Genomic DNA, 23,677 nt, shown 5'->3' with positions numbered 1-23,677 from the left:
AGAGATATGGCAGATGAGCTTTTAAAAATACAAAGATTAAGAAAAAGTTTTGGTAATATAGAGGTTTTAAAGGGAGTAGATTTAGATCTTCAAAAAGGTGAGGTTTTAGTTTTATTAGGTCCTTCAGGTTGTGGTAAAAGTACTTTATTAAGATGTATTAATGGACTTGAGAGTATAAATGATGGAGTAATTGCCCTGGAGGGATTGGGTGAGCTTGGAAAAGATATTTCTTGGACTAAAGTAAGAGGGAAAATAGGAATGGTATTTCAAAGTTATGAATTATTTTCCCACATGAATGTAATAGATAATATTCTTTTAGGACCTTTAAAGGTTCAAAAGAGAAAAAGAGAAGAAGTAGAAGCTAAGGCAGATAAATTATTAGAAAAGGTTGGTCTTCTAGATAGAAAGAAATCTTTTCCTAGGGAGTTATCAGGGGGGCAAAAGCAGAGAATTGCTATAGTTAGAGCCTTATGTATGAATCCAGATATAATGCTTTTTGATGAAGTAACAGCTGCATTAGACCCAGAGATGGTAAGAGAAGTATTAGAAGTTATACAAGCCTTAGCAAAGGATGGTATGACCATGATAGTTGTAACTCATGAAATGTCTTTTGCTAGAAAAGTGGCTAATAAGATAGCTTTTATGGATGAAGGGAAGATAGTAGAGATAACTAGTCCAGAAGAGTTTTTTACAAATCCTAAAACAGAGAGGGCAAGATTATTTTTAAATATTTTAAATTATTAAAAGGGGGCATATTTTATGAAAAAGAAATTTAAAGTTATTGGAGTATTACTTTCTGCTGTATTACTAATTGTGAGCCTAATTGGATGTGGGGGGAAGAATGAATCTTCTATAGATTCAATAAAAAAACGTGGAACTATAAAAATTGGTGTTTTCAGTGATAAACCACCCTTTGGGTATGTAGATTCCAATGGTGAAAATCAAGGTTATGATGTAGAAATTGCAAAGGAAATAGCAAAAGATTTGTTTGGGGATGAAACAAAGGTAGAGTTTGTTTTAGTTGAAGCAGCTAGTAGAGTTGAATTTTTGCAGGCAAATAAAGTTGATATTATCTTAGCTAATTTTACAGTTACAAATGAGAGAAAAGAGAAGGTGGATTTTGCAAATCCATATATGAAAGTTGCTTTAGGGGTTGTTTCAAAAGATGGAGCAGTAATTACTGATGTTAATGAGTTAAAAGGTAAAAAGTTAATTGTAAACAAGGGAACAACAGCTGATGCTTATTTCTCAAAAAATTATCCTGATATGGATTTGTTAAAGTTTGATCAGAACACAGAAGCTTTTGAAGCTTTGAAAGATGGAAGAGGAGATGCCTTAGCTCATGATAATACTTTATTATTTGCATGGGCTATAGAGAATAAAGGTTATACTGTAGGAATTAAAAATCTTGGTGATGAAGATGTAATAGCACCTGCTGTTAAGAAAGGGGACACTGAACTTTTAAATTGGTTGAATGATGAAATTAATAAGCTTTCTAAAGAAGGAAAAATAAAAGAAGCTTATGAAAAAACTTTGAAGCCAGCTTATGGAGATACAGTTAATCAAGAAGATATAATAATAGAGTAGCCATTCATTAAATCTTATAAATATAACAATATATAAATATAAGAATATATATTTATATAAATATATAAATACTAGAAAAAAGTATAGGAAAAAAACATTCCTATACTTTTTGTTTGTAAAATTTTATTCTGGTAGCTCATCAAGAGATTTAAATACATAGCCCTCAGCTTGTAAATCACTTAACACTTGCTTCATAACTTTTGTGTTTGTATTTGAAACTGCGTGAAGTAATAAAATTCCTCCAGGATGAGCACCTTTTTTAATTTTTTCTATAGCAAAGCTTTCACTAGGTTGATCATCAACTAGCCAATCTTTATAAGCAAAGCTCCAGAAGATAGATTTATATCCTAAAGCTTTTGTCATCTCTAAAGATTTCTTTGAATATTTTCCCATTGGGGGTCTAAAGTATTTTGGCATATCTTTTCCTGTTAGCTCTTTAAATGCAGCTTCAACATCAGTTAATTCTTTTTTGAATTTTTCAGGATCAGTAATTGAAGCCATAGATGGATGATGATTAGAATGATTACAAACTAAGTGACCTTCATCAACCATTCTCTTTATTAATTCAGGTTCGCTATCTATGTATGGCTTGACAACAAAAAAGGCAGCTGGTATTTTAAGTTCCTTAAGAGTATCAAGTATTGCTCCAGTATAACCTTTCTCATATCCTTCATCAAAAGTTAAATATAAAACTTTTTGAGAAGTGTCACCCACATAATATCCTCCATATTCTTTTAAAAAGGATACAGATTCTTTTGCAGGTTCAGGTGTTTCTCCTTTTACTCTTGCAACGTAATACCAGTTAAGCTCTTTGGTGTCACTATCTAGAGCCATAACATTCATAGGAATTATAGAAATAAATAAAGCTATTAAAAGAGCAAATGCAAATAATTTTTTCTTCATATATTCACCTAATTTCTTTTTTTATTTCAAGGTTATTATTTGTATTATGTCCACCTAAAATACTGGAATGATTTACAAGGAAGATTGACAATATCGTTACTCGATATTAAAATTTAATTATAAATATCGACTATCGATATAAGGGCGGTGATAATTTGACTAGAGAACAATTTCAAAATTTAACTGAACCTATGTATTATGTTTTAATATCTCTTCTTAATGAAAAATGTGGAGTAGATATAATGAAGAATGTTTTAGATATTTCAAATGGAAGGGTTAAAGTTGGACCTGGAACTTTATATGCGCTGTTAGGAAAGTTTGAGGAAGAGCATATGATTATTGAAACCTCTAGGGTAGGAAGAAAACGAGTGTATAAGATTACTAATAAGGGCAAAGAAATCTTAGAATGTGAATATAAAAGGTTAAAAACTTTAGTTGCAGAAGGAAGAGAATTTTTGGAGGAGAGATATGAAGAATAAAAATACAAAAAGAGTTTTGTTTAATTTTATGCCATATGAGTGTGCAGCTGTAGAAGAGTTTTTGGAAGAAGAGGCAAGCAAAGGATGGCTATTAGCTTCTATTAATGGCAACATATTTAAATTTGAAAAGATTAAAGCAAGAAAATTAAAATTCACAGTTGATATACTTGGAGATGTTACTTTCTTCCATGCTGAAGATAATGAGGAAGCATTAAGATATAGAGATTATTGTGAAGAAGCTGGTTGGAAATATGTTTGTAGCAAAGGTAAAATTCAAATTTTTTATACTGAAGATAATTTAGATTTAATCCCAATACACACTGATGAGAAAGAAAAATTTAAACAAATAATAAAGGCATCTATGTGGAATGTTTTTGGATATGCAGTTATTGTTGCCTTATGGATGATTGTTTTTTGCCAATGGTTTGCTAGCTTTGGTATGGTAAAGACTATTTTCTCAAGTAATGTAATGATATTATGTTCATTTATATATAGTGCAGCCATATTTTATTATTCTATAGAACTAATTTTATTTATTAAATGGATTATAAAAAGTAGAATAAGTTTAAAAGAAAATAAATTCATACCATATAACTCGTATAAATCCTTAAAAAGAAAAAATAAACTTTATATAATAGGAATAATACTTGCAATAGTATTTATTATTGTTATTCCTGTAATGGATAGTAGTTTTTTTAGAGGCGAAATAGTATCTGTTTTATCCAACGATAGTAAGAAAAATCATGAGTATATATCAAATTTAACATTAAATGATTTTGGATATGAAGAAATATCTAATGAGGTATATGGTTCTAAGAGTATAATAGCAGAAAATAGAAGCTATTTTAGTGAAGGAGAAAATGAATCATTTTTTTATGATACTTTTATATGTGATAATAATTGGATTTTTGAGTTATGTGTAAATAAAGAAATTAAAAGCTTTAGTAAATTATCATATGAATATGATGATGCTGATTTAATATTAGAAATGATAGAAACCAATCTACCTAAAGATGTTTGTGTTTATGCAAATAATAATGAGCTAGGGAAAAAGTATATTGTCATTGGTGAAAATAAATATATAAGTATTTCTAATAACTTTAAAGATTTAGATGAAGAGAAATTTTTAAATATTATATATAATGAATGTTTTGCTTAGCAAGATTATTCAAATTGAGAATAAAAAGGACTTAATTCGTCCTTTTTATTTTATTTAATATAAAGGAAATCTAAAACATGGTCAAAGGTATTGAAAAAAATCAAATAAATACATATAATTAGACTTATGATGTAAACAGTGGATGCATTTAAGTTAAGTAACATTGCATATTTAGGAAAAGCAATGGTTTAAAAGTTGGAAGTTTAAAACACTAATAGCTTTTAAACCATTTTTTACGACATTAGGTGGAATGTTTTTAGGAAGAAAGGAATGTAAGAATATGAAATTAGGAATAGTAGGTTTACCAAACGTAGGGAAAAGTACCTTATTTAACGCAATTACAAAGGCAGGAGCAGAATCAGCTAACTATCCATTCTGTACTATAGAACCAAACGTTGGTGTTGTATCAGTACCAGATAAGAGACTAGATGTACTAGAAAAAATGTATAATACAAAAAGAAAAGTTTATACAGCAATAGAATTTTATGATATTGCAGGACTAGTTAAAGGAGCTTCTAAAGGAGAAGGTTTAGGAAATAAATTCCTTTCTCATATAAGAGAAGTTGCTTCAATAGTACATGTTGTTAGATGTTTTGATGATGAAAATGTTGTTCACGTAGAAGGAAGCGTTGATCCAATAAGAGATATAGAAACTATCAATTTAGAGCTTATATTCTCAGATTTAGAAATTCTAGAAAGAAGAATGGAAAAATCATTAAAGCTTGTTAGATCTGGTGATAAAACAGCTAAGGCAGAATATGCAATAATGGAAAAAATAAAGGCTCAATTAGAAAAGAATTTACCAGCTAGATCATTAGATTTTACTGAAGAAGAAATGGATTTTGTTAAGAGTCTTTTCTTAATAACTTCAAAGCCTGTTTTATATGCATGTAACATATCTGAAGATGATTTAATGAGTGGAAACTTAGAAAATGATTATGTAAAGAAAGTTCAAGAATATGCTAAGGTTGAAAAGGCAGAGGTTATGATAGTATGCGCTAGCCTTGAAGAACAATTATCAGGTCTTGATGAAGAAGAAAAGGCAGAAATGCTATCAGAATATGGATTAGATGAATCAGGATTAGATAAGCTTATAAGAGCTTCTTATAAATTATTAGGACTTATGAGCTTCTTAACAGCTGGTGTTCAAGAAGTAAGAGCTTGGACAATTAAAGCTGGAACAAAAGCTCCACAAGCAGCAGGAAAGATTCACTCAGATATTGAAAGAGGATTTATTAGAGCAGAAGTTGTTGCTTACGACGATTTAGTTGAATGTGGTTCAGAAGCAAAAGCTAAAGAAAAAGGTCTTTATAGATTAGAAGGAAAAGAGTATATAATGGAAGATGGAGATGTAGTTAACTTTAGATTTAATGTATAAAGTAAACTGCAGTTTTAAAGGAAGAGATATCTTTTTAGATGTCTCTTCTATTTTTTTTGAAAAAAATTCAAATTATTTCCCAATTATAGAAGGGATTTAGAAAGTTTTCTCGAATATTTATAAAAAAGTGGGTAAAAGTGGTGTAAAGTGGTTGAAAGTAGAGCAAAATCACTATAAAGTATATAGAGGAGTACAAAAATGTTTATTGGTGAATATCAACATGCCTTAGATAGTAAAAACAGAATGATTGTACCCTCCAAGTTAAGGGAGGAGCTAGGTAATAAGTTTGTTATTACAAAGGGGCTAGATGGATGCCTATATGCTTACCCACAAGATGAATGGAAAAATTTAGAAGAAAAGATGAAAACTCTACCTCTTACCAATAGAGATGCTCGATCTTTTGTAAGGTTTTTCTTTGCAGGAGCATGTGAAATAGAGATGGACAAGCAAGGAAGAGGGTTGATTCCACAAAATCTTAAAGAATATGCAGGAATAGAAAAGGAAATAGTAAGTATAGGAGTATTAACTAGAGTAGAAATATGGAGTAAAGAAAAGTGGCAAGAATACAATGATTCTAATGTTGATTTTGAATCAATTGCAGAAAAAATGAGTGACTTAGGAATATAAGGAGTTTTGACAATGGAATTTAAACACGTTTCAGTTTTATTAAATGAATGTCTTGATGCCTTAAATATAAAGGATGATGGAATTTATGTAGACTGTACCCTAGGGGGAGCAGGTCATTCATCTCATATATTACAAAGGTTATCAAAGGATGGTTTATTGGTAGGAATAGACCAGGATACAGATGCTTTAAAAGCAGCTGGTGAAAGATTAAAGGAATATGAAAATAAGAAGTTAGTCCATAATAATTTTCATAATATAGATAGTATTTTAGAAGAACTAGATATACCAAAAGTTGATGGAATATTAATGGATCTTGGGGTGTCCTCTTATCAATTAGATGAGGGAGAAAGAGGCTTTAGTTATATGAAAGATGCTCCTTTAGATATGAGAATGAACAGAGATAGAGAGTTCTCTGCTTATGACGTAGTTAATAGTTACTCCATGGAGGATCTTTGGAGAATTATAAGAGATTATGGTGAGGAAAAGTTTGCAAAAAGGGTAGCAGAATTTATTGTTAATAGAAGAGAAGAAAAGCCAATAGAAACTACTCTAGAGCTTGTTGACATAATAAAGGCAGCAATACCTGCAAAAGCTAGAAGAGAAGGTCCTCACCCTGCTAAAAGAACCTTCCAAGCTATTAGAATTGAAGTGAATGGGGAACTGGAAATTCTAAATAAAGCTATTGAAGATGGGGTAAATAGGTTAAATAAAGGTGGAAGAATGGCAATTATAACCTTCCATTCCTTAGAAGATAGGATTGTAAAGTTAAAGTTTAGAGAACTTGCAAATCCATGTACTTGTCCAAAGGAGTTCCCAATCTGTGTATGTGGGAAGAAACCTTTAGTTAAGCTTATATCAAGAAAAGCTATTGATCCATCAAAAGAAGAAGTGGAAGAAAATCCAAGAAGTAGAAGTGCTAAGTTAAGAGTTATAGAGAGATTTTAGAGAATAGTTATAAAAAAATGGGGATGTGAATAAAATGATAGTAAAAGAGTATGAATATATAAGAGGGAATACAGCAGCTCAGCCAAGAAGAAGTAGTGAACCTGACAGAAAAAGATACGAGGAACTACAAAAGGCAAAGAGAGAAAGAAAGAGAAGAAAACTTGAAGAGGAAAGACGTAAGAGAAAAGGTGCACGTCAAATAGCCGCTGCAATTGCAATATTAGGTGTTATAACAATAGCAAGAGATACAAAGGTATATTCAATGCAAAGTGATTTGGCAAAACTTAATAGCGAAATTAAAAGCGTTGATGATGAAAATGAAGCATTAAGAGTTGAACTTCTAAAAGTAGCATCATTAGATAATATCAAAACTAATGCTGAGGAGAAATTAGGGATGGTAGTAGCTACAAAGGATGAAATGTTACAGATGGATTTATCGGGAAACTATTTTGAAGATTTAGAAAATGATGAAACTAATGCAAAAGATAATAAGAGTGGATTGTTTTCTAAAATAATGGATGCACTAGATTAATAGTAGCATCCCTTATATTTTATATGACTTAGCTACGGAACAATGATAGATGGAGGAATATGAGTGAAGAATAGTAGATTCAGAGACAAAGCTTCAATGAAGAAGAGAATGAGTTTGGCTCTAGTAGGGTTAACATTTCTATTCTTTGTTTTGAGTGTAAGACTAGCTTACATAATGATTGGAAAACATGCTGAATATTCTGCAATGGCAAAGGAACAGTGGACAAGCGAAGTAAAAATTGATGCTAGAAGAGGGAGAATATTAGATAGAAATGGTGTAGAATTAGCTGTTTCTGCTAATGTTTATAGAGTAGATTTTGACTTAAATGCAATTAGAGCATACTATAAAAAAAGTATAGAAAATAATAAAGGGTATAAGTCTAGTGCAGAGCTTGCACCTTTAATTGCTGAAGCAGTAGGTATGGAAACTAAAGATGTTCAAAAAAAGTTGGATACAAAACTTCCAAGTGGTAAAGATGCAGGTGCAGCTACTTTAATAAGAAGAATAGAAAAACAACAAGCTGATAATTTAAAGAAATTAATAGAAGAAAAAAAATTGTCTGGAATAATTGTTTCGCCAGATACAAAAAGATATTATCCTAATGGATCTTTTTTATCTCATGTTTTAGGGTCAACTAATAGTGATGGTAAAGGTCTTACAGGAGTAGAATTACAATATGATAGTGCACTTTCTGGCGTTCCAGGAAGAAAGATAACTGAGTTAGAAAGTCAAAGAGGGGGATTTCCTTACACGATTTCACAATTTACTAATCCAGTTGATGGAAAAGATGTAACTTTAACCATAGATGAAAATATACAATTTTTTGCTGAAAGTGTAGCATCCCAAGCATTAATTGATCATAAGGCTAAGGCAGTTTCTGTTTTAGTAATGGACCCCAAAACAGGAGAAATACTTGCTATGGTAAATAAACCTGACTTTGATCCTAATAATCCTTATGATGGAATAGAAAATTTTGTGGGAGAAACTGATGGAGAAAAACTTCAAAAAATGTGGAGAAATAGGCTGGTAAATGATACCTTTGAACCAGGATCTATATTTAAGGTAATTACTGCTATTACTGCTATGGAAGAAGGTTTAGTTTCGGAAAATGATACATTCACCTGTAATGGAAGTCTAACATATGGTAATAGAAGAATAAAGTGTTGGAAGTCTGGAGGACATGGTACTCAAACATTTGGAGAAATAATTCAAAATTCATGTAACGTTGGATTTATGCAACTTGGTGAAAAAATAGGTAGCGAAACTTTAGTTGAGTATATTAAGAAGTTTGGTTTTGGACAAATTTCTGGTGTGGATTTACCAGGTGAAGCAAAGGGAATTATAAAGAAGGCTGCAAATATGTCTATTACAGACTTAGTTACAATAGCTTTTGGACAAACTAACACAGTAAATTCTGTTCAATATATGGCTGCATTTAATACTGTAGCTAATGGAGGTACATGGATTCAACCTCATATAATGAAAGAAATTACTCATAAAGATGAAAATGGAACAAGAGTAATGGACGAATCTTTTGAAGCTACAACTAAGAAATTAGCGTCTGAAGAGAATACAGCTCAATTAAGAAAATACCTTGAAAGAGTTGTTACTTCAGGATCAGGAAAAGGTACTTTCATGGAGGGATATCATATTGGAGGTAAAACAGGTACTGCACAAAAAGTTGAAAATGGTACTTATTCATCTTCCAAATATTTATCAACTTTTGTAGGTATGGCGCCTGTAGATGATCCAAAGGTAACTATAATGGTATCTGTTGATGAACCAGGAACTGGTGTGTATTATGCAGGTCCTGTATGTACACCATATGCTAAAACTTTATTTACAAATATATTCAATTACATGGAAGGTAAGTTCTCATCAGAAAATGCTGTTTCAATAGTAAAAGAAGTTACAGTTCCAGAAGTAAGAGGAAAGAATATAGAAGAAGCTAAAAAGATTATAAAAGAACAAAAGTTAGAGTGTGAAGTTGTTGGAAATGGATCATATGTAAAATCAATGACACCATTCCCAGGATATGCAGTAAAAGAAGGATCAAAAATAACACTTTATACTGAGGGAGAAGCAGAAAACTTAACAAGAGTTATAATGCCTGATATTAGAGGATATTCTTTAGAGAAAGCATCAGCTCTATTAGGCTCATTAGGACTTAAGTATTCGGTAGATGGTGAAGGAATGGTTCAAAGTCAAAGTATTCCTTATGGTGAATTAATTGAAAAAGGAACAACAGTTAAACTTGAATTAAACAATGACTATGGAGATTAATGAGTAAGAACTTCTTTTAATAATTAATAGAGGTAAAAAAATGATTCTTCAAAAGCTTTTAGAAAAAAGCAATTATACAATAATTCAAGGTAACTTAAATGTAGATATAAATGGTATTAGTTATGATAGCAGACGTGTAAAGAGTGGAGATATCTTCTTTTGTATAAAAGGATTAAAGAAGGAAGGCCACAAGTATGCTAACGAAGCTGTTAAAAAAGGTGCAAAAGTAATTGTATGTGAAGAAGATATACAATTAGAAAATAAAGAAATAACTATAGTAAAGGTGGAGGAGACTAGGAAAGCATTAGCTATAGTCTCTGCCACCTTCTATAATAATCCTCACAAAAAAATGAAAATGATTGGGGTTACAGGCACCAACGGGAAAACAACAACAACCTTTATGATAAAAAGCATTTTAGAAAAAGAAGGACATAAGGTAGGGCTTGTAGGAACAATATCAAATCATATAGGAAATATAATAGTACCTTCGGAAAGAACAACGCCGGAATCTCTAGAACTTTACAAATTGTTTAATGAAATGGTAGAGAAAAAATGTGAATATTGCGTAATGGAAGTATCATCACATTCTCTAGCCCTTGATAGGGTGTATGGAATTAAATTTGATGTTGGTATATTTACAAATCTTACTCGTGATCATCTTGATTTTCATAAAACCTTTGAAAATTATTACGAGGCTAAATTGAAGCTTTTTAAAGAAAGTGGTATAAGTATTGTAAATGTTGACGATAATTATGGAAAGAGAATAATAGATGAAATATCTGGAGAATCACTATCTTATTCTGTAAAAAGCGAATCAGATTATAAAGCCTTTAATGAGAAGTGTGAAAGTGAATTTTCAACTTATGATATTAACATTAAAGGAAAAAAAGAAACTATAAAGGTTGGATTGCCAGGTGAGTTTAATATTTATAATTCTCTTGGTGCTATAGGGGCCTCCCTTGCTCTTAATGTGTCTATTGAATCAATAAAAAAGGGCATAAAAGATGTTGTTGTTACTGGAAGGTGTGAAAAAGTAGGAAAAGAATATAAGTTACCTTATACAATAATAATCGACTATGCACATACACCAGATGGATTAGAGAATATTTTAACTACAGTAAATGGATTTAAAACAAATAGACTTATATCTGTATTTGGTTGTGGAGGAGACAGGGATAAAGTTAAAAGGCCTCAAATGGGGCAAATAGGAACAGAACTCTCTGAAATTGCAATAATAACCTCTGACAATCCAAGAACAGAAGAGCCTATGAGCATTATAGATGATATTATTAAAGGTATAAATAAAAACAACTATGAAGTTATAGAAAATAGAAAAGAGGCAATTAAAAGAGCAATTGATTTAGCACAAGCTGGAGATGTAATTGTTATTGCTGGGAAAGGTCACGAAACCTATCAAGAATTAAAAAGTGGTAAAATACACTTTGACGAAAGAGAAATTGTTGATAAAATATTAAAGGAAAAAGAAAAGGAATATTAGTATAATATTTATATTATAATTAATTATGTGGAATATTGCATAGGCAGTATTCCACATGTTGTTGAATGTTATAGGAAGAAGAGGTAGATAACGTGGAATTAAGCTTTGATGAATTAGTACTAGCAGTAAAAGGTGAAATTCTAGTAGATAATGAAAATAGAAATTTCAATAATGTAAATACTGACACTAGAAAGATTGAAAAAGATAATGTTTTTATAGCATTAAAAGGTGAAAACTTTAATGGTAATATCTATGCAAAGGATGCCTTAGAAAAAGGTGCATCTATAGCTATAATTGATGAAGTTGTAGGTAATTTAGAAGATATTCAAGGTTTAGGAATAATTATTAAAGTCAAAAATACATATGATGCTTTATTAGATCTTGCACATTATTATAGAAATAAACTAGGAATAAAGGTAATTGGGGTTACTGGGTCTACAGGAAAGACTTCTACAAAAGATTTAGTGGCAGCCTTTTTAAGCAATAAGTATAAAGTATTTAAAACTAAAGGAAACTTTAATAATGAAGTTGGTTTACCTCTTATGGTATTTCAATTAAATTCTACATATGATGTAGCTGTTCTAGAATTGGGAATGAGTGATTTAGGAGAGATACATAAGCTTGCAGAATGTTCAAGACCTAATATCGGCCTTATAACAAACATTGGGTTATCACATTTAGAAAATTTAAAAACAAGAGAAAATATTTTAAAAGCAAAAATGGAAATTACAGATTTCTTTACAAAGGATAATGTTTTAATAGTTAATGGAGAAGATGAATATCTTCCAAATGTAAAAAGTGATTTCTATAAACTTATAAAAACAGGATATGATGAAAGCTTTAACTTTAGAGCAAAAGACATTAAATTAACAGATAAAGAAACATCCTTTACTGTAGTAAGTCAAGAAGGTGAATATAGGTTTAATCTTCCTATGGTAGGAGCACATAACGTATTAAATGCTTTACTTGGTATAGCTGCTTGTAGAGAACTTAATGTAAGCTATGAAGATATGATAAAGGGATTAGACAACTTAGAAGCTACTTCTATGAGATTACAATTTATAAATAAAGATAAGTTTACAATTATTAATGATTGTTATAATGCTAGTCCTGATTCAATGAAAGCTGCTTTAGATGTATTAGGAAATACAAAGGGTAAAAGAAAGATAGCTATTTTAGGAAATATGAATGAACTTGGTAATGAGTCAGAGAAGGCGCACAAAGAAGTTGGTGAGTATGCTACTGATAAGGCAGACATACTAATTTCAACAGGTGAAGAAAAAGAAAACTATAGAATAGGGTTTAAAAAAGATAGTGTTAAGCTTTATAACACAAAAGAAGACTTAATAGAAGACTTAAGAAATGTAATAAAAGAAGGAGATGCTATAATAATTAAAGCATCTAGAGGAGTTAAGTTTGAAGAAATAGTAAAAGCCCTAGAAAATTTAGATATATAACGAAGGAGGTGAGCTGCTTATAAAGCAGCAGAAAAGATGGGGGAATTATTTAGTGGATTTTTTAATAGAACAGTATTAATAGCATTTGGGTTAGGACTAGTTTTTTCATTAATACTAGGGCCTATAATAATTCCAATGCTTCATAAGCTTAAGTTTGGTCAAAATATAAGAAAAGATGGACCACAAAGCCATATGAAGAAAGCTGGAACACCTACTATTGGAGGATTAATATTTCTAATTTCTATTACTCTGGTAATGATATTAATGAGATATAAGTTTACTAGTGAAGGTATGATAGTTTTATATGGAACTCTAGCTTTTGGACTTATAGGTTTTTTAGATGATATTTTAAAGATTATTCATAAAGATAATGAGGGATTAAAATCAGGACAAAAGTTTATACTTCAAATACTATTTTCTGTAGCTTTAGCTTACTATGGATATAAGTTTGTAGGAACATCAATTTCAATACCATTTGCAGACTTTGCTATAGATTTGAAGTGGATATACATACCTTTTGTAATTTTTTATTACGCTGCTATTACTAATGCAGTTAATTTAACTGATGGATTAGATGGTTTAGCTACCTCAGTAAGTGTTTTAGTATTTACTTTCTTTAGTATTTTAGCCTTTAATATGGGGCATTACAGCGTAGCAGTGTTTGCTATAGCTCTAGTTGGAGCATTAATAGGATTTTTAAAATTCAATGCATATAAAGCAAGGGTGTTTATGGGTGATACAGGATCTTTAGCATTAGGTGGAGCATTAGCCACAATTATGATGGTATTAAAAACTCCATTAGTAGTTTTAATAGTTGGAGGAATTTATGTTGCTGAGACACTTTCAGTAGTTATTCAGGTAACTTCATTTAAGTTAACTGGAAAGAGAGTGTTTAAGATGGCTCCATTACATCACCACTTTGAACAATGTGGATGGTCAGAAGTAAAGATAGTAACAGTATTTTCTATAATAACTTTAATATTATGCATTATAGGTTTTGTTTCACTTTAGTAATAGATAGGTGGAGGATTTATGTATGATGAAAGGTAGACCCAAAAAAAGAAAAATGGGGACTATAGATTATGGCATTTTTTATACAGTGCTTATTTTAGTAGCTATAGGAACTGTAATGATATATTCAGCAAGTTCTTATTTTGCAATGTTTAACCTAAAGGATAGTACTGCCTTCTTAAAAAAACAGTTGCTTGCTTGTGCTTTAGGAGCAGTAGCCTTATTTATTTTTATGGTTATTGACTATCATAAGTTAAAGAGAGTAACAGGAATATTAATGGTAGTTACTGTTCCGTTACTTTTTGCTGTTTACTTATTTGAACCAACAAATGGTGCATATAGATGGATAAAGCTAGGACCATTATCCTTCCAGCCCTCTGAGCTGGCCAAATATGTAGTTGTCCTCTTTTTAGCTTGGCATTTAACTAAAAAAGGTGATGGAATAAAAGATTTTTGGCATGGAGTTATTCCACCATTATGTGTAGGTGGTCTTTATGCAGGTATGGTTCTTGCTCAAAAGAATCTTAGTGTTGCAGCTCTTATTATGATAGTAACCTTTGTTTTGCTATTTGTAGCAGGTGGTCAGAATAAGCATATGTTTGGTGTTGTAGCTCCAACCCTTGTGGCAGCAGCTTTGGTTTTTGCTTTAGGAGAACCATATAGAAGAGATAGAATGCTAAATTTCTTAGATCCTTGGAAAGATGCAGCAGATAAAGGATATCAGCTTATTCAGTCCTTTTATGCCTTAGGGGCAGGGGGACTTACAGGATTAGGCTTAGGTCAATCAAGACAAAAGACAATATATATGCCAGAGCCACATAATGATTTTATATTCTCTATAATTGGTGAAGAATTAGGTTTGATAGGATGTTTAGTAATAATAGCTCTATTCGTATTTTTAATTTGGAGAGGTATTAAGGTGGCAATGGAAGCAAGAGATACTTATGGTTCATTGTTAGCTATGGGAATTACAAGTATAATTGGATTCCAAGCAATAATAAATATAGCTGTTGTAACTGGTTCAATGCCTGTAACTGGAGTTCCACTTCCTTTTATAAGTTATGGTGGAACATCATTAGCTATAACCATGACGGCAATGGGCGTGTTATTAAATATATCTAGACAACGTGTAGGTAAAGAAGATTAATAAGATACTACTGTACAAAATGTGCAGTAGTATTTTTTATTCTTTAGGAAATTATAGCTTCAATTAAATTATGGATAACTTCAACAATTTAGCGATACATTAGTTCATTTCTTCCTAAAGAATAAAAAATAAAATATATGCCCCTGCAAGATTTTCCTCAGGCAAGCTTCGGAAGCTCTAATGAGTAAGTTCTATTTACCAAATTTAAATTTGGAATATCACTTATGCAGATGGGCGAAAAATAAATATCTACCACACCTTTTTTATACAATTATTTATAAAAAAATAAAGGCAGATTAAATAGACAATTATAAAAAATATCTTAATTATAATTTTTTTTTAATGAAATAGGTAATATAAAGTGGTATGATATAAGGAGGAAAAGTGTATATTATGTTAATTTATAAAAAGTTTGGAATAGGGATGAATCATGGTAAAAAGCAACAATGTTTATATAAGAAAAAAGAGGAAAAAAAGATTAATTAAGAGATGTATATTACTCCTTATATTATTATTAGGAATAGGAACTTTTGTAGCTTACAAAACGGGGTTCTTTATAGTAGATAAAATAGTGTATAAAGGAGATTCTTTAATAACGGGAGAGTTTATTAAAACAAATGCAGAAGAAGTTAAAGGAATCAATATAATTGTTTTTAATAAAGATGAACTAATAAAAAAGTTAATGCAAAATCCATATGTAGATACAGTTACAATATCCAAGAAATTACCTAAAACCTTAGAAATTAATGTAAATGAAAAGAAAGGAATATATTATCAAAAGAATGGAAACAGCTTTGATATAATTTCTGAAGATTTACATTTATTAGAGAGAACAAATTCATTAGATGGTAAAAATTTAATTGAAATAAAAGGTCTAAATACTAAAGATAAAGAAGTAGGTATGAAAATAGAGGAAAATACAAGATTGGAAAAAGTATTAAATTTACTTTATAAAGCTGAAGAAAAAATGCAAAAAGATAATAAGGGTGTTAATATTACATCATTAGACATTAATGATATGTCAAATATGAAAATTTATTTTGGTAATATACAGGTATTATTAGGAAATGATGAAAACTTAACAAAAAAGCTAAGTGATGCCATGAATATATATATTCAGGCAAAACCAAAGGAATATATAAAAGTTGGCCATGAAGGCTCACCAGATTATAAATAAGGAGGAGTAAGATGAAAAAGCAAACATCACAAATATTTGTTGCAGTAGTATGTGCATTATTAGGATTCTTACTTGCATATCAGTTTAAAATGCTTGCTAAAAAGGATGGTACTGATGGCAATATAAATAATACTGATATAATAAGTGAAGTTGAAAGTTTAAAGAAAGAAAAAGAAGAGTTATCAGCTACAAATTCAAAACTTACAGAGGAAATAAAAAAGTTAGAAGAGAGTGCTACAGAAAGCGGTAAGGTTGACTTAGAAGTAAAGAAAGCACTTGATAATGCAAGAATACAGCTTGGAACAGTAGATGTTAAGGGACCAGGTATTATAGTTACTATAAAGCCTAAGACACCAATATTTAGTAATGCTACTGATACAAGTGTAGATTTAGGAAGCGCAGAGCTTGTACATTTAGTAAATACTTTATGGTACGCTAGGGCAGAGGCTATATCAATTAACGATTATAGAATAACTGCTCAAACTGGTATAATGAACTCTTCTGGAACTAGTATAATATGGTTGGGAACATCAGGAAGAAAAGTAAGTCCTAAAGAAACCATTGTAATAAAAGCTATAGGAGATAAGACTAAGCTAAATGTAGCATTAGATTTCCCTGGAGCTTTAAAGTTTGGTGCTTTGGATAATTATGATGTTACTTATAAGGTTGTAGATGATATATTTATTGAAAAAACTACAGAATCATATAGAACTGATTTTATTACACCAGTAAAGGAGTAAGGAGGAAGAATAAATGATAGCAATCATAGGACTTTTATTTGGAATTATATTAGGGGTTGTTTTTGATGTAAATATACCAGAAAGATTTTCACCATATATGTCAGTAGCTATTCTTGCCTGCTTAGATTCAGTTTTTGGTGCAGTAAGAGCTAATTTATCAAAGAACTTTCAAGCAGATATATTTATATCTGGATTTTTTGGAAATGCAGTGTTAGCAGCAGCGTTAGCTTATTTGGGGGATAAATTGGGAATTCCTATATATATAGCAGCAGTTATTGTTTTTGGTGGAAGAATATTTGATAACTTTGCTATTATAAGAAGATTAATCATAGAAAAATATAAAAGTAGGCAATGAGGTGATTAAATGAAAAATAAGAGCGCAAAGATTGCTCTTTTCATTGGAACACTGATAGTAGGTATATTAATTGCAATTAACTTCAATTTTGACGGGATAGCTTCAAAGCAATTAACAGCAAAGGAATATCAAGATGCTATTGAAGAGAGAACACAACTATATAAGCAAATAAGTTTATTACAAAAAAACAATAGAGAATTTCAAGAGAAGATAGATAAGTATAAAAATGATGATAAAATGAATGGAAAAGTATTAGAAGATATGAGAAATCAGTTAGGTGATTATGGGATGTTAACAGGGCTCAATGAGGTAAAAGGGCCTGGACTTATAATTACAATAAATGATGCAATTATTAACTTTGATGAAGATACAGAATATGAAGTAATGAATAAGATACTTCATGATAGTGATATGGCTTTATTAATAAATGAGCTAAGAGGTAGTGGTGCAGAAGCTATTTCAATAAATAACCATAGGGTAACACCTAATACAGCTGTTGTATGTAATAGTGCTTTTATAGGATTTGATGATGGAGATAGAGAAGCAGCACCTTTCAAAATATATGTAATAGGAAATGTAGAGTTAATGGAAGAATCCCTAAATTCAGAAGGAAGTCATTTAAGAATATTGAAGCAATTTAGAGGATTAGATGTTACAGTTGAAAAAAGTGATGAAATTATAATGCCAGCAGCTAATAACTATGCTGTAGAATATGCTGAAGAAGATATTAATAAATAATATTTTTATAATATTATGAAGGATATTTAACTTTTATGCAGAATTACTTTATAGTAAAGGATTAGTTACTCTTATTAGGAGGGAAACGGCTATGGATATAAAGAATAATATAAAAAGTTTAAGATGCAATATACCAAATGAAGTTACATTATTAGCGGTTTCTAAGACTAAACCTCTAAATGAACTAGAGGAAGCATATAATGCAGGAATTAGGGATTTTGGAGAAAATAAAGTCCAAGAACTCAAAGATAAGTTTGAAAACTTTCATAAAGATGTAAGATGGCATTTTATTGGAAACCTTCAAACTAATAAAGTGAAATATTTGGTAGGTAAAACTTTTCTTATTCATTCCCTTTCTAGTATTAAGTTATTAGAAATTATAGAAAAGGAATTTGGTAAAAAGAACATTATAGCTGATACTTTAATTCAGATAAATATTGGTCGTGAAGAAAGTAAAGGTGGTCTACTTGAAGAAGACTTAGATACTTTAATAGAAGCCATTGAAAAATGTAAATTTGTTAAAGTAAAAGGGATAATGGCTGTTATACCAAAGGGGAATGAAGAAAGCAATAGGTATTATTTTAAAAAGGTAAGGGATATTTTTGATTCATTAAAAAGTAAGGAATTTAAAAATATAAAAATGGAAATTTTATCTATGGGAATGACACATGATTATCATATTGCTATAGAAGAAGGATCAAATTTCATTAGAATTGGAGAGGGAATCTTCGGAAAGAGAAATTATAATTTACAGGAGGAAAAGTAAATGAGTGACATGAAAACAAAATTAAAATCATTTTTAGGGTTTGGAGAATACGATGAGTATGATGAGGAGTTCGACGATTTAGACGAATTAGAAGATGAAGATGGGTTAGAGGAAGCTATTGAACCTGTTATTCAAAATAAAAAGAACAATAAAGTTGTAAATATTCATACTTCATCATCTGCAAAAGTAACTATAACTAAACCAGTAGCATATGAAGAAGCTACAGAAATATGTGATGCATTAAAAAATAGAAGAATAGTTCTTGTAAATACAACAGCCCTTGAAATTAGAATAGCTCAAAGATTATTAGATTTCATTAGTGGATCTTGTTATGCTTTAGGTGGAGAACTTCAAGAAATTGAAAAGGGCGTATATATACTTTCACCATCAAATGTAGAAGTAACTAATGAATTAAAGAGTGAATTAAGCTCAAAAGCATTATTTAGTTGGACAAAGTAGGTGGATATAATGGGAATGTTACTAAATCTAATTTCTACTTTTTTTAGAGTACTAGAAGTAATAATAGTTATAGAATGCCTAGGATCATGGATTATTCAAGATAGAGGCAATGAAATAATGAGATTTTTAAATAGTATAACTTCCCCAGTGTTAGAACCTTTTAGGCAAATACAATATAAGTTTTTAGGAAACTTACCTGTTGACTTATCACCAATATTTGCAATATTTGCGATTCAAATAGTTGAAAGACTATTGTATATGATATTTTAACAATGGATAAGAAGACTCTATTACAAAGTTTCAATGAAGAGGATAGGTTAGAAGTTTTAAACTTATATGAAAAATATGAGTTGTCCTATGAAAAGGATATACCCTTGTTTGGTAACAACTTTTATCCACCTAACATATGGAAGTTTTTCGAGAAGTTTACAAGCACTAATGATTTTAAAGTAACATCATCTGGATTTTTTGAAGATGCAGAGAGAAGAATGATATCTTTCAATAATATTTATGAAATTCCATTTCCTATGAAAATATTAAAAATAGTAAATACATCTAAGTTTACAACACCTAGTCATAGAGATTATTTAGGATCAATTTTAGGGCTAGGAATAAAGAGAAATAAACTTGGAGATTTAATTATAAAAAGTGGTGAATGCTACTTACCTGTATGTGAAGAAATTGCTGATTATATAATAAGTAATTTAGAAACAGTAGGTAAATCACCCTGTAAGGTTATTCTTTTAGAAGAGGATTTTATTCCCTTTACACCTGAATTTAAAGAAGAGATTATTTTAATACCATCTTTAAGATTAGATTCTATAGTATCTAAGGTAATGAAGTTATCTAGAAGCAAAGCTCAAGATGTAATAGAAGCTGGTAAAGTTTTAGTTGATTATAATACCATTAGAGATAAAAGCAAAGAGGTATTAAGTGGTGAGAGAATAACTATAAGAGGAGTGGGAAAGTTTATTTTGGGAGATATAGTTGGGAATAGTAAAAGCGGTAAATATAAAGTAATTATAAAAAAATATACATAATAGAGGTGGGATTTTATGAAACTTACGCCAATGGACATTAATAATAAGGAATTTAAAAGAGGATTAAGAGGGTATAATCCAGAGGAAGTTGATGAATTTTTAGATGAAGTAGTAGAAAACTATGAAGAATTATATAAAGATAATTCTAAATTAAGAGAGAAGGTTGCTTCATTAACAGAACAAATTGAACATTACTCTAAAATCGAAAGTACTATTCAAAACACTTTAGTTTTAGCGCAAAATGCTGCAGATCAAGCAAAGAGCTCAGCAGAAAAAGAAGCAGAACTAGTAGTTAAAAACGCAAATGAAACTGCACAAAGAATAGTTGATAAAGCTCATGCAGATGTTATTCAAATAAACGATGAGTATGATAGAGTAAAACAAGAGTTTATTAAATTTAGAGCTAAGTTTAGAAACTTTATAAATACTCAGTTAGAAACTTTTGATGATTTAGAAAAGGATGTAACTAAGAATTATAATATTTCAACTCCTGTAGAGGATGAAGCTGCAATTGATAGTGAAGTTCAATTTAATGAAGAATCATTTAAAACAATAGAAGAAGATATTCTAACTGATGACATAGACGAAATAAAGAGTTTCTTTGCTTCTAAAGAAGATTAGTATAATACATATAACACCACAACAAATGTTGTGGTGTTTTTAATGTCATAAGTTGACCGGCTAAACATAGGTATATTATAATGTTATGGAATAGAAACAGAGGAGTTTAACGAATGGAAGAAACTATTTTTAATATTAGTGCTGACTTTGAAGGAGAAAGAATTGATAAGTACTTATCACAAATTTTTGAGGATAAGTCAAGATCGTTTATACAGGGATTAATTGAAAAAGGAAATATATTAGTTAATGACAATAATATAAAGAGTAATTATAAATTAAAGGCTTTTGATGAAGTGAAAGTTATTATGCCAGAACCTGTACACTTAAAAGTAGAAGCAGAAAACATACCATTAGATATACTATATGAAGATAAGGATGTAATAGTTGTAAATAAACCTCAAGGAATGGTTGTACATCCTGCTCCAGGTAATTATAATGGAACTTTAGTAAATGCTTTGTTATATCATTGTAATGATTTATCTTCTATAAACGGAGTTATAAGACCTGGTATTGTTCATAGAATTGATAAGGATACCACAGGAGTTTTAGTTGTTGCTAAGAATGATGAGGCTCATAACTTTTTATCGGATCAATTAAGAGATCATTCTATGAAAAGAGAGTATTATGCCTTAGTTGAGGGTAGAATTAAAGAGGATGAAGGTACTATTGATAAGCCTTTAGCTAGAAGTAAGAAAGATAGATTGAAAATTGGAATTGTAGAAGGCGGAAGAAGAGCTGTAACTCATTATACAGTAGTAGAAAGATATAAGAATACTACATTAGTAAAATGTGTTTTAGAAACAGGAAGAACTCATCAAATTAGAGTTCATATGTCTTCTATAGGTCATCCTTTAGTTGGAGATCCGTTATATGGATTTAAGAAGAGTAAATATAGACAGGATGGTCAGATGCTACATGCTAAAACATTAGGATTTATTCATCCAAGAACAAAAGAATATATGGAATTCTCATCTGAATTACCATTATATTTTGAAAAAATGTTGGAAAAACTAAGAAGTGAAGTTGTATAGGGAGGGTAAGCTATGAATTTAAAAGCTAACTTGCTTGATGATAAAGCTATAAAAAGAAGTTTAATAAGAATATCTCATGAAATTATTGAAAGAAACAAAGGTGTTGAAGATATAGTTTTAGTAGGGATAAAAAGAAGGGGATATCCTTTAGCTCAAAGAATTGCTGTAGAAATTAATAATATTGAAGGAATAAATGTACCAGTAGGAAGTGTAGACATAACTTTCTATAGAGATGATTTAACATTAACTGGAGATTCTCCAAAAGTTAAAAACATAGACTTAGGTGTAAATATTCATAATAAAAAAGTAGTACTAGTAGATGATGTGTTATATACATGTAGAACAGTTAGAGCAGCAATTGATGCAGTTATTGATACAGGAAGACCTCAAGGAATACAATTAGCAGTATTAATAGATAGAGGGCATAAGGAACTTCCAATAAGAGCTGACTATGTTGGTAAAAATATTCCTACGTCAAAAAATGAAAAAATTGCAGTAAGTATAAAAGAAATAGACAACGAAGATTCAGTAAAGATTTATGAAGACTAAGGAGAATAACATATGGATTTTGATTTAATTGCTACCACTACTTTTGGTATAGAGGGTATAACAGCTAAAGAATTAAGAGCTTTAGGCTATGATGAGGTTAAGGTTGATACAAGTAAGGTGCATTTTAAAGGAGATGAAATGGATATTGCTATTGCTAATATTCATTTGAGAACTGCTGATAGAGTTTTAATTAAAATGGCAGAGTTTGAAGCTAGAAGCTTTGAAGAATTATTCCAAGGAACAAAGAAGGTAAATTGGAGTAAATTAATACCTAAGAACGGTAAGATGCATGTTGTAGGAAAGTCAGTGAAATCAACTTTATATAGTGTTCCTGATTGCCAATCTATTGTTAAAAAAGCTATTATAACTAGCATGAGTGAAGCTTATGGCACAACAGAATTTAAAGAAGATGGGCCTGTTTATAAAATAGAGGTTGCCATATTAAAAGATAAGGTAACTTTAACAATAGATACATCTGGTCAAGGGTTACATAAGAGAGGATATAGAGAAAATTCAGGAGCTGCACCTTTAAAAGAAACTTTAGCAGCAGCTATGATACTTCAATCGAGATGGCAAGATTCCTATGAACTTATAGATCCTTTCTGTGGTTCAGGAACAATTTTAATTGAGGCTGCTATGATTGCTCAAAATATAGCACCAGGATTAAATAGAGAATTTGTATGTGAAACATGGCCAACTATGCCTATGTACATTTTTAATGGAGTTAGAGATGGAGCAAGAAAATCTATAAAAAATAAAGATATTAAGCTTGTTGGGTATGATATTGATACATGGGTTTTAAGAACAGCAGAAAATAATGCAGCTAAAGCAGGAGTAAGCCAGTGGATAGAATTCCATAAGAGAGATTTTAGAGAGTTTTCTAATAAGAGAAAATATGGATTTATAATTTCTAATCCACCATATGGTGAAAGATTAAGTGATAAGAGAGAAGTTGAAGAGCTTTATAGAAAGTTTGGAAACTACAAAGAAGATTATAAAAATTGGGAATTTAATATTCTTACATCATATGAAGGTTTTGAAAAGCCATTTGGAAGAAAGGCAACAAAAAATAGAAAATTATTTAATGGTAAATTAAAATGTTACTACTACCAATACTTTGATAATGATTTAATTAAGAATGAAGGTAGTACTGTAATACAAGAAATGATTAGAAATAGCTAAAAAAAGAACCAGA

General features: G+C 30.2%; 26 protein-coding genes. 25 read left to right on the top strand and 1 reads right to left on the bottom strand.

The window, feature by feature from the left end; genetic code table 11:
* Positions 1–6 precede the first annotated feature (6 nt).
* Positions 7–744 carry an amino acid ABC transporter ATP-binding protein gene (locus I4V16_RS00850; protein ID WP_195616913.1) on the top strand — a complete coding sequence of 246 codons (738 nt, stop codon included), beginning with the start codon at positions 7–9 and terminating at the stop codon, positions 742–744.
* A gap of 15 nt (positions 745–759) precedes the next feature.
* The gene (locus tag I4V16_RS00845; protein ID WP_195966354.1) at positions 760–1,587 is read left to right on the top strand and encodes a cysteine ABC transporter substrate-binding protein; all 828 of its coding nucleotides are present in this window, start codon (positions 760–762) and stop codon (positions 1,585–1,587) included.
* A gap of 123 nt (positions 1,588–1,710) precedes the next feature.
* On the opposite strand, the gene pdaA is transcribed toward I4V16_RS00845, so the two are convergent.
* On the bottom strand, positions 1,711–2,490 hold the full coding sequence (pdaA, locus tag I4V16_RS00840; RefSeq protein WP_111937276.1) for a delta-lactam-biosynthetic de-N-acetylase: 780 nt from the start codon (positions 2,488–2,490) through the stop codon (positions 1,711–1,713).
* A 155-nt stretch (positions 2,491–2,645) separates the two neighbouring features.
* Between pdaA and I4V16_RS00835 the strand changes: the two genes are divergently transcribed.
* The 23 genes from I4V16_RS00835 (at position 2,646) to I4V16_RS00725 (ending at position 23,664) form a co-directional block, all read left to right on the top strand.
* Positions 2,646–2,969 carry a PadR family transcriptional regulator gene (locus I4V16_RS00835; RefSeq protein ID WP_195966353.1) on the top strand — a complete coding sequence of 108 codons (324 nt, stop codon included), beginning with the start codon at positions 2,646–2,648 and terminating at the stop codon, positions 2,967–2,969.
* Positions 2,959–4,128: a DUF2812 domain-containing protein gene (locus I4V16_RS00830; RefSeq protein ID WP_195616914.1), complete on the top strand. Its 1,170-nt coding sequence runs from the start codon at positions 2,959–2,961 to the stop codon at positions 4,126–4,128. Before I4V16_RS00835 ends, I4V16_RS00830 begins: the two co-directional genes overlap by 11 nt.
* 280 nt (positions 4,129–4,408) lie before the next feature.
* Entirely contained in the window at positions 4,409–5,506 is a 1,098-nt protein-coding gene (ychF, locus tag I4V16_RS00825) for a redox-regulated ATPase YchF (protein WP_049178015.1), read from the top strand.
* 198 nt (positions 5,507–5,704) lie between these two features.
* Positions 5,705–6,133, top strand: coding sequence for a division/cell wall cluster transcriptional repressor MraZ (gene mraZ, locus I4V16_RS00820; RefSeq protein WP_027097648.1), 429 nt, complete (start codon positions 5,705–5,707; stop codon positions 6,131–6,133).
* 12 nt (positions 6,134–6,145) lie between these two features.
* Positions 6,146–7,078 (top strand): 16S rRNA (cytosine(1402)-N(4))-methyltransferase RsmH, encoded by a 933-nt coding sequence (gene rsmH / locus I4V16_RS00815; RefSeq protein ID WP_049177987.1) that lies wholly within the window; start codon positions 6,146–6,148, stop codon positions 7,076–7,078.
* Positions 7,079–7,112: 34 nt separating this feature from the next.
* Complete coding sequence (locus tag I4V16_RS00810; RefSeq protein WP_195966352.1) at positions 7,113–7,610, top strand: cell division protein FtsL; 498 nt, start codon at positions 7,113–7,115, stop codon at positions 7,608–7,610.
* A gap of 63 nt (positions 7,611–7,673) precedes the next feature.
* A complete protein-coding gene (locus tag I4V16_RS00805; RefSeq protein WP_195966351.1) occupies positions 7,674–9,893 on the top strand; it encodes a stage V sporulation protein D in 2,220 nt (739 codons plus the stop codon).
* A gap of 40 nt (positions 9,894–9,933) precedes the next feature.
* Complete coding sequence (locus tag I4V16_RS00800) at positions 9,934–11,391, top strand: UDP-N-acetylmuramoyl-L-alanyl-D-glutamate--2,6-diaminopimelate ligase (protein ID WP_195966349.1); 1,458 nt, start codon at positions 9,934–9,936, stop codon at positions 11,389–11,391.
* A 92-nt stretch (positions 11,392–11,483) separates the two neighbouring features.
* On the top strand, positions 11,484–12,848 hold the full coding sequence (gene murF / locus I4V16_RS00795) for a UDP-N-acetylmuramoyl-tripeptide--D-alanyl-D-alanine ligase (protein WP_195966347.1): 1,365 nt from the start codon (positions 11,484–11,486) through the stop codon (positions 12,846–12,848).
* A gap of 36 nt (positions 12,849–12,884) precedes the next feature.
* The gene (gene mraY, locus I4V16_RS00790) at positions 12,885–13,859 is read left to right on the top strand and encodes a phospho-N-acetylmuramoyl-pentapeptide-transferase (RefSeq protein WP_049177980.1); all 975 of its coding nucleotides are present in this window, start codon (positions 12,885–12,887) and stop codon (positions 13,857–13,859) included.
* A 25-nt stretch (positions 13,860–13,884) separates the two neighbouring features.
* Positions 13,885–15,006: a stage V sporulation protein E gene (spoVE, locus tag I4V16_RS00785; protein ID WP_195963240.1), complete on the top strand. Its 1,122-nt coding sequence runs from the start codon at positions 13,885–13,887 to the stop codon at positions 15,004–15,006.
* A 571-nt stretch (positions 15,007–15,577) separates the two neighbouring features.
* Complete coding sequence (locus tag I4V16_RS00780) at positions 15,578–16,183, top strand: FtsQ-type POTRA domain-containing protein (protein ID WP_195616915.1); 606 nt, start codon at positions 15,578–15,580, stop codon at positions 16,181–16,183.
* An 11-nt stretch (positions 16,184–16,194) separates the two neighbouring features.
* A complete protein-coding gene (locus tag I4V16_RS00775) occupies positions 16,195–16,923 on the top strand; it encodes a DUF881 domain-containing protein (RefSeq protein ID WP_049179168.1) in 729 nt (242 codons plus the stop codon).
* Positions 16,924–16,936: 13 nt separating this feature from the next.
* Positions 16,937–17,278 (top strand): DUF1290 domain-containing protein, encoded by a 342-nt coding sequence (locus I4V16_RS00770; protein ID WP_027097658.1) that lies wholly within the window; start codon positions 16,937–16,939, stop codon positions 17,276–17,278.
* Positions 17,279–17,287: 9 nt separating this feature from the next.
* On the top strand, positions 17,288–18,016 hold the full coding sequence (locus tag I4V16_RS00765) for a DUF881 domain-containing protein (RefSeq protein ID WP_049179167.1): 729 nt from the start codon (positions 17,288–17,290) through the stop codon (positions 18,014–18,016).
* A gap of 91 nt (positions 18,017–18,107) precedes the next feature.
* Positions 18,108–18,782: a YggS family pyridoxal phosphate-dependent enzyme gene (locus I4V16_RS00760; protein ID WP_099329452.1), complete on the top strand. Its 675-nt coding sequence runs from the start codon at positions 18,108–18,110 to the stop codon at positions 18,780–18,782.
* Positions 18,783–19,241 carry a cell division protein SepF gene (gene sepF / locus I4V16_RS00755; RefSeq protein WP_027097661.1) on the top strand — a complete coding sequence of 153 codons (459 nt, stop codon included), beginning with the start codon at positions 18,783–18,785 and terminating at the stop codon, positions 19,239–19,241.
* A 9-nt stretch (positions 19,242–19,250) separates the two neighbouring features.
* Positions 19,251–19,511 (top strand): YggT family protein, encoded by a 261-nt coding sequence (locus tag I4V16_RS00750; RefSeq protein ID WP_049179165.1) that lies wholly within the window; start codon positions 19,251–19,253, stop codon positions 19,509–19,511.
* 2 nt (positions 19,512–19,513) lie between these two features.
* On the top strand, positions 19,514–20,281 hold the full coding sequence (locus I4V16_RS00745; RefSeq protein ID WP_049179164.1) for a YlmH/Sll1252 family protein: 768 nt from the start codon (positions 19,514–19,516) through the stop codon (positions 20,279–20,281).
* A gap of 15 nt (positions 20,282–20,296) precedes the next feature.
* Positions 20,297–20,902 (top strand): DivIVA domain-containing protein, encoded by a 606-nt coding sequence (locus I4V16_RS00740; RefSeq protein ID WP_049179163.1) that lies wholly within the window; start codon positions 20,297–20,299, stop codon positions 20,900–20,902.
* Between the two features lie 113 nt (positions 20,903–21,015).
* Entirely contained in the window at positions 21,016–21,933 is a 918-nt protein-coding gene (locus I4V16_RS00735; RefSeq protein ID WP_049179162.1) for an RluA family pseudouridine synthase, read from the top strand.
* Positions 21,934–21,945: 12 nt separating this feature from the next.
* Positions 21,946–22,482 (top strand): bifunctional pyr operon transcriptional regulator/uracil phosphoribosyltransferase PyrR, encoded by a 537-nt coding sequence (pyrR, locus tag I4V16_RS00730; protein WP_049179161.1) that lies wholly within the window; start codon positions 21,946–21,948, stop codon positions 22,480–22,482.
* A gap of 12 nt (positions 22,483–22,494) precedes the next feature.
* On the top strand, positions 22,495–23,664 hold the full coding sequence (locus I4V16_RS00725; protein ID WP_195631972.1) for a class I SAM-dependent RNA methyltransferase: 1,170 nt from the start codon (positions 22,495–22,497) through the stop codon (positions 23,662–23,664).
* Positions 23,665–23,677: the final 13 nt, after the last annotated feature.

It is taken from the genome of Clostridium sp. 1001283B150210_160208_E6, assembly GCF_015669365.1.
GTDB lineage: Bacteria > Bacillota > Clostridia > Clostridiales > Clostridiaceae > Clostridium > Clostridium paraputrificum.
This window is presented reverse-complemented; position numbering and strand designations above follow the sequence as displayed.

Excerpts from the sequence above, each read along its gene's own strand:
- sepF (WP_027097661.1), top strand. The coding sequence starts at position 18,783 with ATGAGTGACATGAAAACAAAATTAAAATCATTTTTAGGGTTTGGAGAA.
- pyrR (WP_049179161.1), top strand. The coding sequence starts at position 21,946 with ATGAATTTAAAAGCTAACTTGCTTGATGATAAAGCTATAAAAAGAAGT.
- spoVE (WP_195963240.1), top strand. The coding sequence starts at position 13,885 with ATGATGAAAGGTAGACCCAAAAAAAGAAAAATGGGGACTATAGATTAT.
- I4V16_RS00800 (WP_195966349.1), top strand. The coding sequence starts at position 9,934 with ATGATTCTTCAAAAGCTTTTAGAAAAAAGCAATTATACAATAATTCAA.
- I4V16_RS00830 (WP_195616914.1), top strand. The coding sequence starts at position 2,959 with ATGAAGAATAAAAATACAAAAAGAGTTTTGTTTAATTTTATGCCATAT.
- I4V16_RS00750 (WP_049179165.1), top strand. The coding sequence starts at position 19,251 with ATGGGAATGTTACTAAATCTAATTTCTACTTTTTTTAGAGTACTAGAA.
- I4V16_RS00725 (WP_195631972.1), top strand. The coding sequence starts at position 22,495 with ATGGATTTTGATTTAATTGCTACCACTACTTTTGGTATAGAGGGTATA.
- pdaA (WP_111937276.1), bottom strand. The coding sequence starts at position 2,490 with ATGAAGAAAAAATTATTTGCATTTGCTCTTTTAATAGCTTTATTTATT.
- I4V16_RS00810 (WP_195966352.1), top strand. The coding sequence starts at position 7,113 with ATGATAGTAAAAGAGTATGAATATATAAGAGGGAATACAGCAGCTCAG.
- I4V16_RS00845 (WP_195966354.1), top strand. The coding sequence starts at position 760 with ATGAAAAAGAAATTTAAAGTTATTGGAGTATTACTTTCTGCTGTATTA.
- I4V16_RS00775 (WP_049179168.1), top strand. The coding sequence starts at position 16,195 with ATGAAAAAGCAAACATCACAAATATTTGTTGCAGTAGTATGTGCATTA.
- ychF (WP_049178015.1), top strand. The coding sequence starts at position 4,409 with ATGAAATTAGGAATAGTAGGTTTACCAAACGTAGGGAAAAGTACCTTA.
- I4V16_RS00735 (WP_049179162.1), top strand. The coding sequence starts at position 21,016 with ATGGAAGAAACTATTTTTAATATTAGTGCTGACTTTGAAGGAGAAAGA.
- I4V16_RS00765 (WP_049179167.1), top strand. The coding sequence starts at position 17,288 with ATGAAAAATAAGAGCGCAAAGATTGCTCTTTTCATTGGAACACTGATA.
- rsmH (WP_049177987.1), top strand. The coding sequence starts at position 6,146 with ATGGAATTTAAACACGTTTCAGTTTTATTAAATGAATGTCTTGATGCC.
- I4V16_RS00850 (WP_195616913.1), top strand. The coding sequence starts at position 7 with ATGGCAGATGAGCTTTTAAAAATACAAAGATTAAGAAAAAGTTTTGGT.
- I4V16_RS00745 (WP_049179164.1), top strand. The coding sequence starts at position 19,514 with ATGGATAAGAAGACTCTATTACAAAGTTTCAATGAAGAGGATAGGTTA.
- mraY (WP_049177980.1), top strand. The coding sequence starts at position 12,885 with ATGGGGGAATTATTTAGTGGATTTTTTAATAGAACAGTATTAATAGCA.
- mraZ (WP_027097648.1), top strand. The coding sequence starts at position 5,705 with ATGTTTATTGGTGAATATCAACATGCCTTAGATAGTAAAAACAGAATG.
- I4V16_RS00740 (WP_049179163.1), top strand. The coding sequence starts at position 20,297 with ATGAAACTTACGCCAATGGACATTAATAATAAGGAATTTAAAAGAGGA.
- I4V16_RS00760 (WP_099329452.1), top strand. The coding sequence starts at position 18,108 with ATGGATATAAAGAATAATATAAAAAGTTTAAGATGCAATATACCAAAT.
- I4V16_RS00770 (WP_027097658.1), top strand. The coding sequence starts at position 16,937 with ATGATAGCAATCATAGGACTTTTATTTGGAATTATATTAGGGGTTGTT.